General features: G+C 72.6%; 13 protein-coding genes. 10 read left to right on the top strand and 3 right to left on the bottom strand.

The window, feature by feature from the left end; translation table 11 throughout:
- Positions 1-10: 10 nt before the first annotated feature.
- Entirely contained in the window at positions 11-2,305 is a 2,295-nt protein-coding gene (locus tag ACIO3R_RS10800) for an FdhF/YdeP family oxidoreductase (protein WP_385039329.1), read from the bottom strand.
- Between the two features lie 292 nt (positions 2,306-2,597).
- Positions 2,598-2,777, bottom strand: coding sequence for a hypothetical protein (locus ACIO3R_RS10795; RefSeq protein ID WP_363022525.1), 180 nt, complete (start codon positions 2,775-2,777; stop codon positions 2,598-2,600).
- Positions 2,778-3,011: 234 nt separating this feature from the next.
- On the opposite strand from ACIO3R_RS10795, the gene ACIO3R_RS10790 reads away from it, so the two are divergent.
- The gene (locus tag ACIO3R_RS10790) at positions 3,012-3,839 is read left to right on the top strand and encodes a hypothetical protein (RefSeq protein ID WP_402105094.1); all 828 of its coding nucleotides are present in this window, start codon (positions 3,012-3,014) and stop codon (positions 3,837-3,839) included.
- A gap of 68 nt (positions 3,840-3,907) precedes the next feature.
- Positions 3,908-4,612 (top strand): class F sortase, encoded by a 705-nt coding sequence (locus ACIO3R_RS10785; RefSeq protein ID WP_402105093.1) that lies wholly within the window; start codon positions 3,908-3,910, stop codon positions 4,610-4,612.
- A 789-nt stretch (positions 4,613-5,401) separates the two neighbouring features.
- Here the strand turns inward: ACIO3R_RS10785 and ACIO3R_RS10780 are convergent.
- Positions 5,402-6,739, bottom strand: a complete 1,338-nt coding sequence (locus tag ACIO3R_RS10780) for a hydrolytic protein (protein WP_385041844.1) — start codon at positions 6,737-6,739, stop codon at positions 5,402-5,404.
- A 217-nt stretch (positions 6,740-6,956) separates the two neighbouring features.
- On the opposite strand from ACIO3R_RS10780, the gene ACIO3R_RS10775 reads away from it, so the two are divergent.
- The 8 genes from ACIO3R_RS10775 (at position 6,957) to ACIO3R_RS10740 (ending at position 16,858) form a co-directional block, all read left to right on the top strand.
- Entirely contained in the window at positions 6,957-7,679 is a 723-nt protein-coding gene (locus ACIO3R_RS10775; protein ID WP_402105091.1) for a LuxR C-terminal-related transcriptional regulator, read from the top strand.
- A gap of 145 nt (positions 7,680-7,824) precedes the next feature.
- Positions 7,825-11,007 carry a hypothetical protein gene (locus ACIO3R_RS10770; protein WP_402105089.1) on the top strand — a complete coding sequence of 1,061 codons (3,183 nt, stop codon included), beginning with the start codon at positions 7,825-7,827 and terminating at the stop codon, positions 11,005-11,007.
- Positions 11,004-11,708, top strand: coding sequence for a DUF4255 domain-containing protein (locus ACIO3R_RS10765; RefSeq protein WP_402105087.1), 705 nt, complete (start codon positions 11,004-11,006; stop codon positions 11,706-11,708). Before ACIO3R_RS10770 ends, ACIO3R_RS10765 begins: the two co-directional genes overlap by 4 nt.
- Positions 11,709-11,830: 122 nt before the next feature.
- Positions 11,831-13,852 (top strand): ATP-binding protein, encoded by a 2,022-nt coding sequence (locus ACIO3R_RS10760; RefSeq protein WP_402105277.1) that lies wholly within the window; start codon positions 11,831-11,833, stop codon positions 13,850-13,852.
- 331 nt (positions 13,853-14,183) lie between these two features.
- Positions 14,184-15,737, top strand: coding sequence for a phage tail sheath family protein (locus ACIO3R_RS10755; RefSeq protein ID WP_385040078.1), 1,554 nt, complete (start codon positions 14,184-14,186; stop codon positions 15,735-15,737).
- 34 nt (positions 15,738-15,771) lie between these two features.
- The gene (locus ACIO3R_RS10750) at positions 15,772-16,212 is read left to right on the top strand and encodes a phage tail protein (RefSeq protein WP_363022511.1); all 441 of its coding nucleotides are present in this window, start codon (positions 15,772-15,774) and stop codon (positions 16,210-16,212) included.
- On the top strand, positions 16,209-16,703 hold the full coding sequence (locus ACIO3R_RS10745; RefSeq protein ID WP_385040083.1) for a hypothetical protein: 495 nt from the start codon (positions 16,209-16,211) through the stop codon (positions 16,701-16,703). Before ACIO3R_RS10750 ends, ACIO3R_RS10745 begins: the two co-directional genes overlap by 4 nt.
- On the top strand, positions 16,700-16,858 hold the full coding sequence (locus tag ACIO3R_RS10740; protein WP_164494501.1) for a DUF6760 family protein: 159 nt from the start codon (positions 16,700-16,702) through the stop codon (positions 16,856-16,858). The genes ACIO3R_RS10745 and ACIO3R_RS10740 overlap by 4 nt, the downstream gene beginning before the upstream one ends.
- Positions 16,859-18,588 lie beyond the last annotated feature (1,730 nt).

The raw sequence follows: 18,588 nt of genomic DNA, 5'->3' as shown, positions 1-18,588 counted from the left end.
CGGCCTCCCGTCAGGGCGCGTCCGGCGACGCGTCCTGACGGGCGCTGACGATGGTCACCTTGACGTGCTTCATGATCGGCTGATCGCTCTGGGTGCTGTAGTCGCTGAGCGCGCACAGCACATTCATCTCCGGCATGTACCCGGCGGCGCAGCCACGGGGGATGTCGTGGGGGACGGCGAGGTAGCCGTGGAGAGACCGCTGACTGCCGTCCTTCGCGGTGCTGGTGATGTCCACCGGCCCCAGGTCGGCGATCGCGCGTTCGCGCATGTCGGCGCGGTTCATGAAGACGAGCGTGCGCAGGTTCTTGATGCCGCGGTAGCGGTCGTTGTCGGAGTAGATGGTGGTGTTCCACTGGTCGTGGGACCGCATCGTGCCGAGCGCCAGGGTGCCGGCGGCGGGAACGACATCGGGCAGAACGGCGCTGGAGAACTCGGCGCGTCCGGACGGGGTGAGGAAGACCAGCTCGCGGGCGGGCTGCTTGATACGGAAGCCGAGGGGCAGACGCACCCGGCGGTTGAAGTCCTCGAAGCCGTCGAGCACCTTGGCCATGGTGTCCCGGATCCGGTCGTAGTCCTCGATGTACCACTCCCAGGGCGTGGCGCTGTCGGGCAGGGCCGCGCGGGCCATCCCGGCGACGATCGCCGGCTCGGACAGCAGCTGCGGTGAGGCGGGGCGCTTCATGCCGACCGACAGGTGGACCATGCTCATGGAGTCCTCGACGGACGTGCTCTGGACGCCCTTGCGCTGATGGTCCTTCTCGGTACGGCCCAGACACGGGAGGATGAGGGCTCGGCGGCCGTGGACGATGTGGCTGCGGTTCAGCTTGGTGCTCACCTGGACGGTGAGGTCGCACGACCGCAGCGCCGCGTACGTGTACGGGGTGTCGGGCGCGGCGAGGGCGAAGTTCCCGCCCATGCCCACGAACACCTTCACCTCGCCGTTGTGCATCGCCGGGATGGTGCGGACGGTGTCCAGGCCGGGCTCGCGGGGCGGGTCGATGCCGCAGACCTCGGCGAGGCGGTCGAGGAACTCGCCGGAGGGGCGGTGATCGATGCCGCAGGTGCGATTGCCCTGAACGTTGCTGTGCCCCCGCACGGGGGAGGGGCCCGCTCCCTCACGTCCCAGATTTCCGCGCAGCAGGAGCAGGTTGACGATCTCCCGGACGGTGTCGACGCCGTGTTCGTGCTGGGTGAGCCCCAGGCACCAGCTGATGATGCTGCGGTCGGCCTCGCCGTACACGCGCGCGGCCTCGAGGACGTCCGCGCGGGTCAGCCCGGACTGGTTCTCGATCTCCTCCCACGACGTGGCCTCGCACAGTGCGCGGTATTCCTCGAAGCCCGTGGTGTGACGGTCGATGAACTCCACGTCCAGCGCCTTGGGGTCGGTCGCGGACTGCTCCAGGACCGCCTTGGCCATGCCCCGCAGGAGAGCCATGTCGCCGCCGATGCGGGGCTGCAGGTTCAGCGTGCTGGTCCGGGTCGTCCGGAAGAGGGCCATGTCCACGAAGTCGTGGGGGACGATGGTACGGGTGGCAGCGGCCTCGACCATCGGGTTGACGTGCACGATCCGGGCACCGCGGCGGTAGGCCTCGGCCAGGGCGGTGAGCATCCGGGGCGCGTTGGAGGCGGCGTTGACCCCGAGGACGAACAGCGCGTCGGCGCTCTCCCAGTCCTTGAGGTCGACCGTCCCCTTGCCCGTGCCCAGAGAGGCGTGCAGACCTCGGCCGCTCGCCTCGTGGCACATGTTGGAGCAGTCCGGCAGGTTGTTCGTACCGAGTTCACGGGCCATCAGCTGGTAGAGGAACGTGGCTTCGTTGCCGAGGCGGCCCGAGGTGTAGAACGATGCCCGGCCGGGGTTGTCCAACCCGCGCAGAGCGCCGCCGACCAGCTCGAACGCGTCCTTCCAGCTGATCGGGACGTAGTGGTCGCTGTCGGGGTCGTAGACCATCGGTTCGGTCAGCCGGCCCTGGTTCTCGAGGTTGTAGTCGCTCCACCCGGACAGCTCGGTCACCGAGTGGGCGGCGAAGAACTCGCGTCCGACCCGCTTACGGGTCATCTCCCAGGTGACGTGCTTGATCCCGTTCTCGCAGATGTCCAGATGCAGCCCCTTGGTGTCGTCGGGCCAGGCGCATCCGGGGCAGTCGAACCCGGAGTTCTCGTGGTTCATCCGCATGATCGCCCGTGGACCGTCCACCGGCGCGCCCTCCCGCACCAGAAAGCTGGTCACGCTCCTGGCCGCGCCCCAGCCCGCAGCGGGGTGGCGATACGGGCGGAACTCCGGGTCCCCTTCGGGAGTGGGCCCCATTTCGGGCTCCAGGCGTTCCGGGTCGTCACTGTCGGCGCTCACAACTCTCGGCCTTCCGGTATCCGGGCAAAGGGGGCGGAGTGCTACTTCTGGGCAAAGTATGTCCGCGCGTCGGCGCGCGCCACCCCGAATGCCCGTCCCGGCAGGCCGCGCGTTTTCACGCACTCCAATATCGTGATGTGTGCATGATTGCGCATATTTCGCATCATTCGCCGCCCGTCACTCCCCACGCGAGCCCGCCCCCAAGTGACGTTCCACCTGGGGGCGGGCTCGGATGCGGCCGGACCGCGGATCAGCGTCTGTGTGACCTGCCGGGCCCCCAGCCACTGCCCACCCCGGCCACGTGCAACGCCAGGACCGTCAGACCGAGCAGCATCACGTTCACGGAGGAGAAGGTGTCGTTGGTCGCGATGTCGGCGGCGTTGATCAGGAAAGAGACGAAGAAGAGTACGGCTGCGACTATTCCGAGCATGGGTGGAACTCCTGTTCTCATGTGGGTGACCCCCGTGTGCCCACGTTCCACCCGCTCATACGTCAACGTGGCCGCCGCCGCTCACGCCGACGTGCTCCGCCCCCGCCCCGTCACCGCGGCGGCGGATGTCGTGCTCCGACCAATCCTTTCGGCCGACGGCACCGAATGGACGACATCAGCGACCGAACGCGGTTCCGGTTTTGTTCCGGTACCGCCGGAAGGGGATGCGTCTTCGTGAAAGCCCGCCGTTCAACCCGTCTGACCGCTCTGCTGGCCGTACCCGCCGCGCTCACGCTCTGCGCGGCCGTGCCTGCCATGGCGCACGACGGTCATGCCGCCGGCAGCACCGCGAAAGCCGCCGACGGTGACACGTACCAGATCGACCTGAAGCAGTTGAACGACTCCGGCGCGAGTGGCACGGCCCTGGTCAGCGTGGAGGGCGGCAAGCTCACGGTGAAGATCGAGGCCGAGGGTCTGGTGCCCGGTCAGCCGCATGCCCAGCACATCCACGGTTCGACCGACGGCCATGACTTCAGCTGCCCGGACATGAGTGCGGACAAGGACGGTGACGGCATCGTCAGCACGGCCGAGGGCCTGCCGGTGTACGGGGACATCAACATCTCCCTGACGACCAAGGGCGACACGTCCAAGGACAGTGGCCTCGCGGTCGACCGGATGCCCGTCGCGGACAAGGACGGCAAGCTGAGCTACTCCCGGACGATCGCGGTCTCGCAGGCGGTGACCGAGCACATCAAGGATCTGCACGTCGTCCAGCACGGCATCGACCCGAACAGCAACGACAAGTACGACTTCGGCAAGGGCAAGAGCGAACTCGACCCGAAGCTGCCTCAGGAGGCCACCGCTCCGGCGAGCTGCGGCATGGTCAAGGGCGCTGCCGTCGGCTCCATGCCGGCCGGCGGTGTCGAGACCGGCAGCGGGACCACCGCGGGCGTGGAGTCGCCCGGCCTGCTCGCGGCGGGTGGCGCGGCCGTTCTCGCGGCCGGCGGACTGTTCGTCGTGCGGCGCCGGACGCGCACGGCGGACGCCCGGCACGACGGCTGAGGCGTTCCGCACCGATGGATGCCCCGTCGGACACTCCGTGACGGCCGGACGCAGGGACAGGTGAAGCGATGAACGGGACACCCGGCAACGGAGAGCACCGCACACGATCCCGGCGGCGCGATGTCACACTCATCGCCCTCGTCGCCGCTCTGCTGCTGACCGGTGGGCTGCTGCTGGCGCTGGGAACAAGCCGGCAGCAGCCCGCTCCGCCCGCCGCCGACCGGGGAGGCCCGGCCGGCTCCGCACAGCCTCCGGCGCGGCAGGAGGCGGGGACCGCGGCGCCGTCCGACGGGCCGAGCACCGCGCCACTGCCCGCGTCCCGGCCCGTCAGCATCACGATCCCCTCGCTCAAGGTGACCTCCACCTTGGAGGAACTCGGGCTCGGCAAGGACCGGGCCATGGAGACGCCACGGGACCCGGACAAGGCCGGCTGGTACCGCCCCGGAGCCACGCCCGGAGCCGTGGGCCCCGCCGTGATAGCGGGGCACGTCACCTGGAACGGCGCCCCGGGGGTGTTCTTCGCGCTCGGCAGGCTCGGTCCGGGCGACCGGATCAGCGTCAGGCGCGCGGACGGCCGGACCGCGGAGTTCACCGTCGACCGGACCGCCCGCTACCCCAAGGACCGGTTCCCCACGGTCGAGGTCTACCGCAACCTCGACCACGCCGGGCTCCGCCTGATCACCTGCGGTGGCGACTACTCCAAGAGCGACAGCCGCTACGCCGACAACGTCGTCGTGTACGCCACTCTCACCGGCAGCCACGGTCACCGATAGAGCCTCCTGGGGCCGAACAGGTGAAGGTGGTGCCGAATCCACCCCGGTTTCCAATCCGCGGGCGCCGCTGCTCCGAATGACTGCTGAGGCGGGACTCACGGCGAGAGGTCCGCCTCGGCCGCTCGGGGCCGGGTCGGCAACCTTGCAGGATCCGGCCCCGAGCGTGCGTCACCCCGCACGTGCACCGGACGTGTCGGCGGGACCCAGCCACCACACGGGACCGTGGTCCGGGGAGCCGGAACTCCTCTGGTGGCTCTCGCCGTCCGGTGCGCACGTCCCGTGCCGGCTGCACACCTCCACTCGTCGAGCCGGAGCGGGACCAGCGGTCTGCCAGTGCCTGCAACTGGCAGACCGCACCCCTCCTTCAGGTCTCGACGCGCTCTGTAAGCGTCGCTGAGACGCCGACTCCGACGTGGTCCGGGCGAGAGGCCGCAGCGACGGCTGACCTGCGGTTATGCCCGCCTGAATGAATTCCTCGCGCCGGTCCTCTGCCGCCTGGCCCCGGAGACGCGCGCCGACACGACGAATGTCGGCCACTTTGTGATCCACGTGGGACGTTCCGCCTGCGGGCTGCCGAGGCGCCGACGTCGTCCGCCGCGGGTCGAATCACGCGTGGTGGCGCGGGTGCGGTGACGGATCACCTCAGGATCCGCCTCCCCGCGCCGCCGTTCCCGGCCCCCGATCGGCGCGCGGCCTATTCCTGGAACCGGTGTCGATTTTCAGACGAAACGTTAAATCTACCGTTTCGGACGGCACCGCACTGGCCGATATTGTCCCGGAAGGCCTGGTTCATTGCTTGGTGGGGATGAGCACACCGCTCACGTTCAGGACTTCGTGGCACTCCTGCGCCCGACGCCCGGTGGCCGGTGTGCCCGGCTTCGCACAGGTCACGTTGATGGTCACGGTGTCGTTCTCAGTGATCTTGATAGGGGTGACCCAGTGATAGTCCTGGTTACGGAAGGTCTCCAGCGCGATCGTGGTGATCTTGCGGTCGCCGAACTTGATCGTCATCACCCCTTCGTCGCCCTGGAAGTTGGCGACGACGATGTCCGTGATTCCGAAGGTCCGGTCCTCGGGCACCGGGTACGTACCGGTCTTGGTCGCCCCACTGGGGGTCTTCAGGTCGATGGTCGCCGAACTCTGCTGGCCCGCGCCCCCCGAGGCGTCGCCGCCCGTTCCTGCCGTGGCCCCGGGGCTCGCTCCCGGCTGCGCACCCTTGTCCCCGCCGGGCTGGGAGCCCGTGTCGCCGCCCGAACCGGTGCCCGGCGACTGCCCGTCCTGCGCCCCGCCCGGATTGGGGCGCGCCTGGACCTCCTTGGTGGCGGCCTCCTTCGCCGCGCTGCGCACCGCCGGACGGACCAGGGTGAACCAGGCGAGCAGCAGCGCGAGCAGCGCCGCGAGCACCACGAGCAGCCACTTCGGGAAGACCGGAATCTGGACGAACTCGGCGTTCAGGGGCGGCCGGACGACGGTCTCGTCCCGCCGCGGCTCCTCCTGCTCACCGGAGTCGGTGGTGTCGACGGTGAACGGCCACACCACGGGGGAGCCGAACCACACCGGCTTGCCCGTGCGGACCCGCAGCCGGACCTCCGCCGACTCCCCGGGCTCCAGCTTCGGCTTCGCCGGGCTGAAGGTGAACCGCAGCTCCTCGCCCGCCTGGCCGGGCGTAAAGCCCACCTGCGCCGGGGAGTTGCCCAGGTTGCGCACCGCCAGCCGGTAGCGGCCGCGCAGCCAGCCGCGCCGACGGCGCGGCGCCAGCTCGGTGTGCAGCTCGCGGAACTCCTCGACGTGCACCGTGGTTTCGGGGACCCGCACCGACTCGGGGTGCTCGGCCGGCAGCACCCGTACGCCGAGGGGTATCTCGCCGGGCCGGGTCTCCGGCGAACGCGGTGGCTCCAGACGGATCGTCACCGTCTCGGACGTGCCGGGATAGAGGGAGACCCGCGGGGGCTCCACGGTGGCCCAGGGAGCGCAGTCCCCGACGACCTCCAGGCTGTACGCCTCGACGATGTCGCTGTCGTTGCGGACGGTCAGGCTGGTCGTGGCAGTGCTGCCGGGCGCCACCGTCACCGCCGGGATGTCGAGGCCGGGCGCGCTGGGGCCGGAAGGGGCTGCAGAAGGCGTCACACCGCCACGGTAGGACCGCACCACGTCCGCGACGAGGAGCGCAAGGGCAAGACCCGGGCAGTTGCGGTGCCCGGGAAGTCCAGACCAACTCCACTACACCGATGAGCTGTTGATCCAGACGTCCCCGCACGCGCGCCGCCCTCAGGGGCGCTCGCACCGGCCGTCGACCCGCTCTCACTCCTTCCGCCCGCGAACTCATGAAACAGGAACTCCGCCCATGACCTGCCCAGAGCAGTACCGCCCGGCCGTCTCCGCCACCACCCCACGTCTCTCCGTCCAGGCACCGGCCGCACACCGGACCTCCCACCCCGATCGTCAGGACCAGGTCACCGTCGCCGTGTACGCCGCCGATCCGGTCCTGCACGTCGGCGTCGTCCAGCAGTTACGCCGACGCCCCGAGGTCAGCCTGCTCGACGAGGCAGAGGCGGAGCACGCCCAGGTCTCGCTGGTGGTCGTCGACAGCGTCGACGACGACGTGACGGCCCTGCTGCACCGCCTGCGGCACAACACCGCGACCCGCACCGGCCTCGTGGTCGGCACCCTCGGCGCGGGCGCGCTGCAACGCGTCATCGAGTGCGGCGTCTCGGCGGTACTGCGCCGCGCAGAGGCCGACCAGGACCAGCTCCTCCATCTGGTCCTGGCGATAGCCAACGGCGAGGGCGTGCTCCCCGGCGATCTGCTCGGCAAGCTGCTCACCCATGTGGGCAGCCTCCAGCGTTCGGCGCTCGACCCCCGGAGCCTGTCGCTGTCCACGCTGACCACACGCGAGGCGGACATGCTGCGCCTGGTGTCCGAGGGCCTGGACACCGTGGAGATAGCCCGCAAGACCGCGTACTCCGAACGGACCGTCAAGAACGTCCTGCACGAGATCATCACGCGCCTGCAACTGCGCAACCGGGCCCACGCGGTCGGCTACGCACTGCGCAACGGGCTGATCTGACGTCGGCCGGGCACCCCGGCACTGCCCGAAAGCGCACCGCACGTTTCCCCCGGGTACGGCCCCGCCGCCCTGCCGCGCCGCGCGCGGCCGTCGCAGGGTGGCGGGGGACAGCCAGATACCGCACCAGACAGCGAGGTGGACCGTGATGCGCACCGCCGGCCCCGGTGGGCGGTTCCGCCCGGGAAGACTCGGGGCGTCGTTGCTGCTCCTCATCCCCCTGCTCGCGGTGACCACGGCCTCCGGGGAGGGCAGCGCCGAGCCCCGGCCGCAGGCGGCCGACGCCGCGGCCACCCGGATCGCCTACGCAGGTACCCGGCACCGCAGCCTCGGCGAGGTGGGCGCGGACACCGACACCTACAGCGCGCCGCTCTTCGGCGCGGGCCCGACCCACTTCGACCTCCAGCCGTCCGCCCTCGGGGACACGACGGTCTTCGTCAGCCGCCGCGACGAGAAGGCCCCGCAGGTCTATCTGCGGACCGCCGACGGTTCGGTGCGCCGTCTCACCAGCGGCCGGTACGCCGGGCACCCCCAGCTGACACCGGACGGCCTGTCCGTCGTGTTCGACTCGGCCGAACCCGGTGGTCCGGACGGCCGGAAACAGCGCGACCTGTGGATGGTGCGCACCGACGGCACCGGTCTCACGCGGCTCACCGACACCCCCTGGGACGAGGAGTGCCCGACGGTGTCCCCGGACGGGCAGCGCCTGGCGTACTCCGGCGGCAGCGACCCGGTCGCCGGCATGCAGATCTACGTACGGCCCCTGGGTGGCGGCGCCGCCACCCGGGTCACGGACCCCCAGAACGGCGAGGCCACCGAGCCGGCCTGGAACCCGGTCGACGACCCCGCGCACCGCGACCTGATCGCGTACACCGCCTCCGGGCCGCCGGGACCGCGGCTGCGGGTGACGGACGGGCGCACCGACGGGCCGCTGCTCGCGGGCGCACAGGCAGAGTGGCGTACCCACGGGGCAGCGTGGCTGCCCGACGGGGGCGACGTGCTGTTCCTGAGCCCCGACCGCACCTGTGACTGCGAGGGCGACTGGGACCACGTGTTCCGGGCGACGCCGCACTCCGGCGACACACCGGAGCTGAAACTCAGTGAGGACCGGGAGGTCGAGTCACCCACCTGGATCGGCACGGTCGCCGACGGCCGGGTGCTGGTCGAGCGCATCTCGGCCGCCGGACCGCATGAGGTGACGCTCCAGGACGCCCGCTCCGACGGGTCCGATCCCCGGGACCTGGGGCTGCCCATCCTCAACGAGGACCCGGCCGCCGACACCGACACCGACCCGTCCCACGACCCGCTCTTCCGGCCCGCGGCCGGGTCCGACCCGTGGACCGAACGGCAGAACTACACGCCTGACGGCCGCCAGATCGTGCTGACCCGCTTCGAGGGCACCGCCGGCAACCGGGTCGAGCGGATCTGGCGGGTGGATGCCGACGGCACCCACGAGGCGTACATGAAACTCGACGGACGCGGACCGAAGGACTGGGACACCGATCCGACGTTCTCCCCGGACGGCAAGTACCTCGCCTTCACCCGCGTTTCGCCGGGTGGCGTCGGTGACGCGGCGGGGCCCAGCAGCATCCTGATCGCTGATGTCGCGACCGGCGAGATCCGTGACCGGATCACCGCGCCGGCCGGGCAGCCGCAGGGCGGCGACGCCCAGCCCACCTGGTCCTCCGACGGCACCACCCTGGCCTTCACCCGCAACCAGGTGATCGGCGGGACCGGCGGCAACAAGCACATCTGGACCGCGCCGGTGAACGACCTGGCCGCCCAGCAGGACCTGAGCGACACGATCTGCCCGGGGGCCTGCGACGTCATCGACGACAGCCCGGCGTTCTCACCGGACGGGCGCAGCATCGCCTTCAACCGCAAGAACGGCGGCGGCCGGATCGACGAACACAACGGCATCCTGCTGACGTCCCTGACCGACGGCGCCTGCCAGGTGCTGCTGCCCGAGGCCGCCCACAACGTCCCCGACGGCTGCCGCCAGGAACTGCCGGACACCTCGGCCACCGGTCCGTTCCAGCCGCGTGACGCCGCCTGGACGGCCGACGGCACGGGCCTGGTGATCAGTTCCCGCGAAGCCCTCCCGGCCAACAGTCCCGAGAAGCTGTACCTCCTGGACATCGCGACCTGTGCCCTCAGCCCGCTCACCACCGGTCTACCTGGCCGGCAGAAGGAACCCAGCGTCCAGCAGTCCGTGGACCTCGCGGTGCAGGCGCCCGGCAACGTCCCGGCGGTCGCCGTCGGCCACTCCACGACGGTCCGCGTCGACGTGGTGAACAACGGCCCCGCCGCCTCCCCGGCCACTCGGCTGACCGTCGCGCCACCGCCCGGAGCGAGGATCACCCGGCTGACCCCGCCGGAGGGGACGTGCAATGCCGCCTCCCTCCAGTGCGATGTCGGTGTGGTCCCGCCCGGTGCGACCGTCCCGGTGAACGTCACCGTCGTCGGAGTCACCCCCGGCGAAGCGCCGTTCGACTGGTCGGTGACGGGCGCCGTGGTGGACCCGCAGCCCAGCGACAACACCGGGCGGACCGTGGTGCCGGTGCGCGAGGACACCCCGCCCCCGACGACGACACCGGCGCCGCCGACGCCGACCCGCGTACCGCCCACCTCCGCGCCTCCCACCACGGCGCCGCCGACCGTGCCTCCCGCGCCGGACGAGCCCGAGGCAGGACCCGGGGTACGTGTCACGGCCCAGCCGAACCCCGGCTACGTCGGCGGACGCGTCGTGGTCACGTACACCGTGCGCAACGGCCGCGAGGCACTGGCGACCGGGCTGCGGCTGAAGGTCGGTCTGCCCCCGGGCATCCCGGACAACGGCCCGCCGCCGGGCTGCGACCGCACCTGGGTGTGCGCGCTGCCGGACCTGGCCCCCGGCGCGAACACCGTCGTACGCGTCGTCCTCAGCCCGGACAAGGCGCTGACCGCCGACGTCACCGGCCGGCTCACCACCACCGGCACGGACGCCGACAAGCGCGACAACACCGCCCGCCAGCGACTGCGCGTCCTCCAGCCGCGCATCGTCGCGGTGCCGCCGATCGGCAAGCCCGGCTTCGTCACCTCGGTGCGCGGCAAGGACTTCCCGCCGGGAGCGCCCGTGCGGTTCACCTGGAAGCCGGGGATCACCGCGGCGGCGGCGCCGACCGTGCCGCAGCCGGACGGCACGTTCATCGGCCAGCTGCTCATCCTCGCCAAGGACGAGACCGGACCGCGCGTCATCACGGCCGGAGGCCCCGGGTTCTCCCCGGTGAAGACCGACTTCCTGGTGGTCATCGGCAACTGGCAGCCGCCCGGCGAGATGACCCGCCGGTGATCCATGAGGTCGATGAGGGAATGCGCCGCCTGCTCGCCGGATCAGGCCTGGAGGCATCGGGCGTCGAAGTGGTCTTCGACGCACCCACCAAGGACTGGGCGGCACGCCGCAACGCCCCGACGGTCTGCGTCTTCCTGTACGACATCCGCGAGGACGTCACCCGGCGCGGCAGCGGCGCCGGGGAGGTGTACGACGCGGCCGGGAACGTGGTGGCGCGACGCACCCCGCCGCGCTGGTTCGAGCTGACGTACCTGGTCACGGCGTGGGCGAGCCGCCCCCAGGACGAGCACCGGCTGCTCTCGCAGGTGCTCGCCTGCCTCGTGGCCACCGACACGCTGCCCGCCGGGCTCCTCACCGGCACGCTCGCCGAACTCGGCCTGACCGTGAGCCTGGACACCGCCGGGGGCAAGCTCGACGCACCGTCTGCCTCCGATGTGTGGTCGGCGCTCGGCGGGGAGCTGAAGGCGTCCCTCGGGGTGGTGGTGCGCGCGCCGCTCGCCGGGGTGAGCACGCCCGTCGCGTCGCCGGTCACCGAAGGGCTCGTCGTGCGCTCCGCCGCCCGGAGCGAGGGCGGGGAAGCGGTGCCGGGACGTCGGCTGCGCTATACGGGGACGAGCGAGGCAGGCCCGGACGGCTTCGCGGGCCCGCGCGAGCGGCGGCCCGCCCCCGCCCGGCGAAGCCGAGGGGACCGCCAGCCGTGACCCACACCGCCGACCCCCGTGTCCTCGCCGCGCCCGGCCCCCCGTCTCGTCCCGCACCCGATGCCGTCTCCGCCGACGTCTCCGCCGACTTCTCCGTCGAGGGGGAGCACCTCTGGGCGCGGATCCGCCTGATCGAGGAGCGGGTGCGGCAGGCGGTGGCGGCCCGCCGCGCCGCCGACCCCGACCCCGACGACCCGTACCGGGGCCAGTACTTCACCCCCGAGGCGATCACCCGCATCCTGGACGATCCGGGTGGCCTCGACGTACCGGCCCACGAGCCCTGGCAGCCGCCTCCCGGGTCCGTTCTCGAAGGCCTCGCCGTGCGGTTCGGCCTGTCGCCGCTGGATCTGGACCTGCTGCTGATCGCGGTGGCGCCCGATCTCGACGCCCGGTTCGAACGGTTCTACGGCTATCTCAACGACGACCTGACACGCCGTCGGCCCACGGTCGGCCTCGCCCTTGAGCTGTGCGGGCTGGCCGGCGCGACAGCCGCCCGATTCCGGCTCGCCCCCGGGGCGCCGCTGGTCGAGGGAGGCCTGTTGGAGGTCACCGAGCCGGAACGGCCACCGCTCTCCCGCGTTCTCGCGGTCCCCGACCGGGTGTCCGGGCACCTCTTGGGGAACGCGCGGCCCGACGCCCGGCTCGCCGGGGTGCTCGGCGAGGCCGGTGAGGACCCGACCGCCGAGGCGGCAGAGGTCCACCGGGCCGCGGCCGCGGCAGCCACGGGCACCGGCCTCGTCCACCTGCGCAGCCGGGGCGGCGACGCCGAGGGCCTGGCCACCGCGGCCCTGCGCGCGGCCGGGCTGCGTCCGCTCGTCCTGGACGCGGCGGCGCTGGCCCGGCGCTCCGGCGATGTGCCGGAACTCGCCCGGATAGCCGCCCGGGAGGCCCGCCTGACCGGCGCGGGGGCCGTCCTCGGACCGGTGGAGGCGCTGCCCGCGGAACCCGCGGAACGGGCCCGTACGCTCGGGGCGTTGTGCGCGGCGCTGCGCGGAATCCCGCTGTTCACGCACGGCACCACCGGCTGGGACCCGGCGTGGGCGGCCGACGCCCCCGTCGTCCTGACCGTGGCGGCGCCGTCTCCCGGCCGGCAGGCCGAGCGCTGGCGGCACGCCCTCGACCGGGCCGCCGGTGACGGCTCGGCGACCGGCGACGCCGAGCTGCTCGCCAGGGCGGTCGCCGCACACCGCCTGGACTCCGGGCAGCTGCGCCGCGCCGCCGACGCGGCGGTCCGCACGGCCGCCCTCGCGGGCGGTCCGGTCCGCCCCGACGATCTGCAGAGCGCCGTACGCGCCCAGAACGGCGCGGGCCTCGACCGGCTCGCCCGCCGGGTGGAGCCGGGTGTCGGCTGGGACGACCTGGTTCTCCCGCCGCTCACCCACCGGCGGCTGCGCGAACTCGCGCTGCGCGCCCGCCACCGCGAGCAGGTGCTCGGGCAGTGGGGGATGCGGCCCGGCGGCGGACGGGGGCGTGGCGTGATCGCGCTGTTCGCGGGCGAGTCGGGCACCGGCAAGACCATGTCCGCCGAGGTCGTCGCCGCGGACCTGGGCATGGACCTGTACGTGGTGGACCTGTCCACGGTCGTCGACAAGTACGTCGGCGAGACCGAGAAGAACCTGGAGCGGATCTTCACCGAGGCGTCGGCGGTCAACGCGGTCCTGCTCTTCGACGAGGCCGACGCGATCTTCGGCAAGCGCTCAGAGGTGAAGGGCGCGCACGACCGGCACGCCAACATCGAGTCGGCGTATCTGCTCCAGCGCATGGAGTCGTTCGACGGGATCGCGGTGCTGACCACCAACCTCCGGGCCAACCTGGACGAGGCGTTCACGCGCCGCCTGGACGTGGTGGCGGACTTCCCGGTGCCCGACTCCGGTCAGCGCCTCGCCCTCTGGGACCGGTGCCTGGGCAACCGGCTGCCCAGGGCCGACGACCTGGACCTCGGCTTCTGCGCGGACCGCTTCGAGCTGGCCGGCGGTTCGATCCGGGCCTGCGCGGTGACCGCGGCGTACCTCGCGGCGGAGTCCGGCAGCCCGCTCACCATGCGGCAGGTGGTGACCGCCGTCGTGCAGGAGTACCGCAAGCTCGGACGGCTGGTCCTGGAGGGCGAGTTCGGCCCTTACATGGCGGAGGCCGGCGGAGCCTGAGGGACGGGGACCGGCGGCCCCGGGTCCCGTCCCGCCTCGGTGCGTTGCCCGAACGACTGTGCCCGCTGCCTCTGCGCCCCCATCCCTCCGGCTCCTCATCGGCGCGCTCCCGCCGCGCCCACGGCGGACCGCGCGGGCCGACGGTGCGTCCGGGCTGGTGGGCGGGGGCGCGAGGACGGCGGTGGGTGACGTCCGGACGGCCAGTGCGGGCAGTCCGGAAAGGCAGCGGTCTTGCCCCCGGCCAGGTCCGCGCGTCCCTGTCGCTGTGGCGGACCGGCGGCGAAGACTCGGCCTGGACACAGGTGACCCGTAAGGACGCGAAGGAGCGAGTATGCCGACGTACCTCACCCCGGGTGTGTACGTGGAGGAGGTGCAGTCCGGTGCCCGACCGATCGAAGGGGTCGGCACCGCCGTCGCCGCGTTCGTGGGGTTTGCCCGGAACGGGCCGTTCCACGCACCGACACTGGTCACCTCCTGGGACCAGTACACCCAGCTGTTCGGCGGTTTCACCGAGGGCACCTATCTGGCCCACGCGGTCTACGGGTACTTCGCCAACGGCGGCGGCGCCGCGTACGTGGTGCGGATCGGCGGCCCCGCCGAGGGAGCCCCCGCGGCCGACGGCGCCCAGCGCCCGGCGACCGGGGCCGCGCAGCCGGTGGAGCTCGGCGGCTTCCTGGTCGTGGCCCGGCCGGGCGTCACCGGGGTGTCGGTGGAGATCGCCGACGCGGACGGCGAGAACCCGCCGGAGGACCGCTTCAAGGTCCTGGTCCGCCAGGGCGACAAGGTCGTGGAGACGTACGAGGCCTCGACCCGGAAGAACGTCAAGGGGTACCTCGTCAACCAGGCGCGTGCCTCCAGCCTGATCGAGGTCACCGAGCAGCGCAACGCACCCCAGAGCCGGCCCGCCGGCCAGACCGTGGCCCTGCCCGACGCCCCGGCCGCACCCGCCGCGCCCGGCTCCGGCGAGGTGGCGCGCCTCGACGCGTCCGAGTACGTCGGCGACGTCGCGGACCGTACGGGGTTCGGCGGCCTGGAGACCATCGACGAGATCACCATGGTCGCGGTGCCGGACCTGATGAGCGCCCACCAGCGTGGCGACATCGACGCGGAGGGCGTGCGCACGGTGCAGCTCGCCGCGATCGCGCACTGCGAGCAGATGGGCGACCGGGTGGCCGTCCTGGACACCCCGCCGGGACTCACCGCCCAGCAGGTGCGCACCTGGCGCAACGACGAAGCCGGCTACGACTCCCGGTACGCCACCCTCTACTACCCGTGGGTGCGGGTCTTCGACCCGGCCGCCGGACGCAACACCACCGTCCCGCCCAGCGGTCACATCGCCGGGGTGTGGGCGCGCAGCGACGCCGAGCGCGGCGTGCACAAGGCGCCCGCCAACGAGGTGATCCGGGGCGCCGTGGACCTGGAGCTGCGGCTCAGCAAGGGCGAGCAGGACCTGCTGAACCCGATCGGCGTGAACTGCGTACGGGCCTTCTCCGGCCGGGGCGTCCGGGTGTGGGGCGCCCGCACCCTCTCCTCCGACCCGGCCTGGCGCTACCTGAACGTGCGCCGGCTGTTCAACTACCTTGAGGAATCAATCCTCCTGGGTACCCAGTGGGTGGTCTTCGAGCCGAACGACGACCGGCTGTGGTCGAGCATTCGGCGCAACGTCACCGCGTTCCTCACCGAGGAGTGGCGCAGGGGCGCGCTGTTCGGCCGCACCGCCGAAGAGGCGTTCTATGTGCGGTGCGACCGCGACAACAACCCGCAGGAGTCCATCGACCAGGGCCGGGTCATCTGTGAGATCGGTGTCTCGCCGGTCAAGCCCGCGGAGTTCGTGGTGTTCCGGCTGGCTCAGTTCTCCGACAGCACCAGCCTCATCGACGAGTGACCCGCGGGTCCACAAAGAAAGGTGACAGACAGTCATGGCAGAGGGCGATGCTCTTTCCACCCACGTCTTCGGCGTGCAGCTCGGCGGCTACCTGGTCGAGTCGATTCAGGAGATCAGCGGGCTGACCGTCGAGGAGGAAGTCGTCGAGATCCGCCAGGTCAGCGCGGAGGGCAAGCAGATCATCCGCAAGCAGCCGGGCGCCCGGCAGGCCGGCGAGGTCACGATCACCCGGGGACTCGACCAGAGCAGCGAGTTCACCACCTGGATCAAGGAGACCCTCAACAAAGGCGCCGTGGACACCGCGCGGCAGAACCTCACCATCGAGATCAAGGACTCCGAGGGCAGCACCGTCCGGCGCATCCAGCTGATGCAGGGCTGGGCCTCGAAGTGGGAGGGCCCGTCACTCAAGGCGGGCGAGTCCGCCGCTGCCACCGAGACGGTCACGATCGTCTTCGAGGAGATCGTCGTCGAATGAGGCGTCGTACCGTGTCCGCGGGCAGCCTGGAGGAGATCCTCCAGGCGACGGAACCCGCCCCGGCTCCGGAGCGGGCGGCGGCCACCCCCGCCGCCGCCCCGGCGGCCGGCGAGGAGCACCGGCTGCGCACCGAGTTCGAGTTCGAGCTCCCGCGCGGATACGTGGACGAGGCGGGCACGGTGCACCGCCACGGCTCGATGCGCCTGGCGACCGCCCGTGACGAGCTGCGGCCCCAGATCGACCTGCGGGTCAAGGAGAACCCGGCGTACCTGAGCGTGGTGCTGCTGAGCCAGGTGATCACCCGGCTCGGCGCGATCACCGATGTGCACGCCGGGGTGGTGGAGCGGATGTACGCCACCGATGTGGCGTTCCTCCAGGACTTCTACCGGCGCGTCAACAGCGAGGGGCACACGCGGGCGGCGGTCACCTGTCCGCACTGCGAGGGCGGCTTCGAGGTCGACCTCTCGGGTGGGCGCCTGGGGGAATCGTGACGTACGCCCTTCCCCGGCTCCGGGAGGAGATCGCGTACATCGCCTACCACTTCCACTGGCAACGCGAGGAGATCCTCGACCTGACGCACGGCGAACGCCAGCAGTGGGTATCCGAGATCGCCCGCATCAACACCCATGTGAACGAAGGCGGTTGAACGCATGGCATGGCGGGACAGGCTGCGCCGCCGGGCTGCCGGGCCGGACACCGCGGACCGCCCCCGGCGTACGGAGCGCGCCGGGGGCGGTCCTTCCGGCGACGGCCCGGCCCGGAGCACGTCCGGCGCCCCGGGTTCCTCGGTGCCCGGCGACTGGGACGGCGGCTGGCGCAGCACCGCACCGCCGGAGCTGACCGTGGCCCGCGCCCCGATCGGTGTCAGCGACGGCCTCGCCTTCCGTGCGGGCCTGGCGGCCTGGCAGAACCCGTCGTTCGACGCCGGCCTCGGCCACGCCCTGCTGCCCACCGCCCCGACCGGCCTGGTGCGCGGCGTCACTCCGCCCGCCGCGCCGCAGCCCACCCGCACCGGCAGGGGCCCGCTGCTGCTCAGGGCCCTGCGTCCGGCGGGGGCGGACACCCCGGACGGCGGCACATCGGCTCCCGGTGCTCCGACTGCCGTAGCACCGGGCGCCGGTGCTCCGAACGCCGGGAGCGCGGGTGGTGCGGCGCGGTTGCCGGCCGCCCGGACACCGCAGGTCTCGCGCCGGACGCGTCCGGGAGCGCGGCAGGCCGGTCCGGCGCCGTCCGCCGCGCCGGCATCCGCCGCACGGCACTCCCGTGGCGGCGAGGGCGGCAGGGGAACGGTGGGCGCGGGCCCCGGTCCGGAGCCGGCGGCCGCGGGGCCCCACCCCGGCGACAACACCGGTGTGGAGAAGGGACGTTCGGGGGAAACCTCTCGGACCCGTGGCATCACGTCCTCCGAGTCCCCCGCCACGCTCGGCCCATCACGTCCTCCTGTCCAACGGGCAGCGGAGCCGGGTGCGGCTCCGGTCGTGACCCCCACGGACACCGGCTCCGGCCGCGAGCCGGCCGCTCCGCACATTCCGCTGGTACGACGGGTGTCGGTGGTCCCGGGCACCGCCGCCGACAGCCCCGTGGCCCGGTCCGCCTCCGCTGGCCGTGCCGCGCGGGCACCGTCCGGCGCGTCCGAGCCGCACTCCGGCCGTGCGTCCCGTCCGTCGGCCGGTTCCGGGAGCCGTACGCCGTCCGGCCCTGCCCTCCAGCGCAGCGCGACGGGAACGACGGGGCCCCCGTCGGCCCGGGGAGACGGGCAGCGGGAGGCATCCCGCGTCCCTGGGACCGAGGTGTCCCGCGAGGCCGTGCGGCTCCGCCCGGTGGGCCCTCTGCCGATCGTCGCCCGCCGAACGGCCGGACCACCCGTGCGCCGACTTCCTGCCCTGCGGCCCGCCACCGTCCCGGCGCCCGGCAACGGCACCGGTCCCGAGGCACAGGGCCCCGACACCACCGCGACGGCACCGGCCGGGTCAGGGGCACGCCCGGCTGCGCCCGCGCAGCGCACCGTCAGCCGCGCGTCCCTCGGCGCCCCGCTGAGCGAACTGCCTTCCACTTCGTTGCCGTTGGCGGCGGATGCCACCGCCGTGCCCGCCGCGTCCAGCACCGGACCCGCGTCCAGCACCGGACCGGCGATCGGTCCGGCGCTTCCCGTCGTCCAACGCCGTTCCGAGGGCACGGCCGGTACCCCGGCCCCGAGCGCCGGCGGCTCGAAGGGCACGGCCCCCGTAGCGCCGGACGGCACCGCGGACCGGGCCGATGCCCCGGGCCGGACCCCCGGCCGTCGCTCCACGGCACGCGCGCGCGGCGGGCTGGGCGCGCCGTTGTCCGAGCTGCCGCCCAGCGCCGGCCCGGCGGCTTCCGCCGTGTCCGGTGCGC

Source organism: Streptomyces sp. NPDC087428 (genome assembly GCF_044744085.1).
Classification (GTDB): Bacteria; Actinomycetota; Actinomycetes; order Streptomycetales; family Streptomycetaceae; genus Streptomyces.
This window is presented reverse-complemented; position numbering and strand designations above follow the sequence as displayed.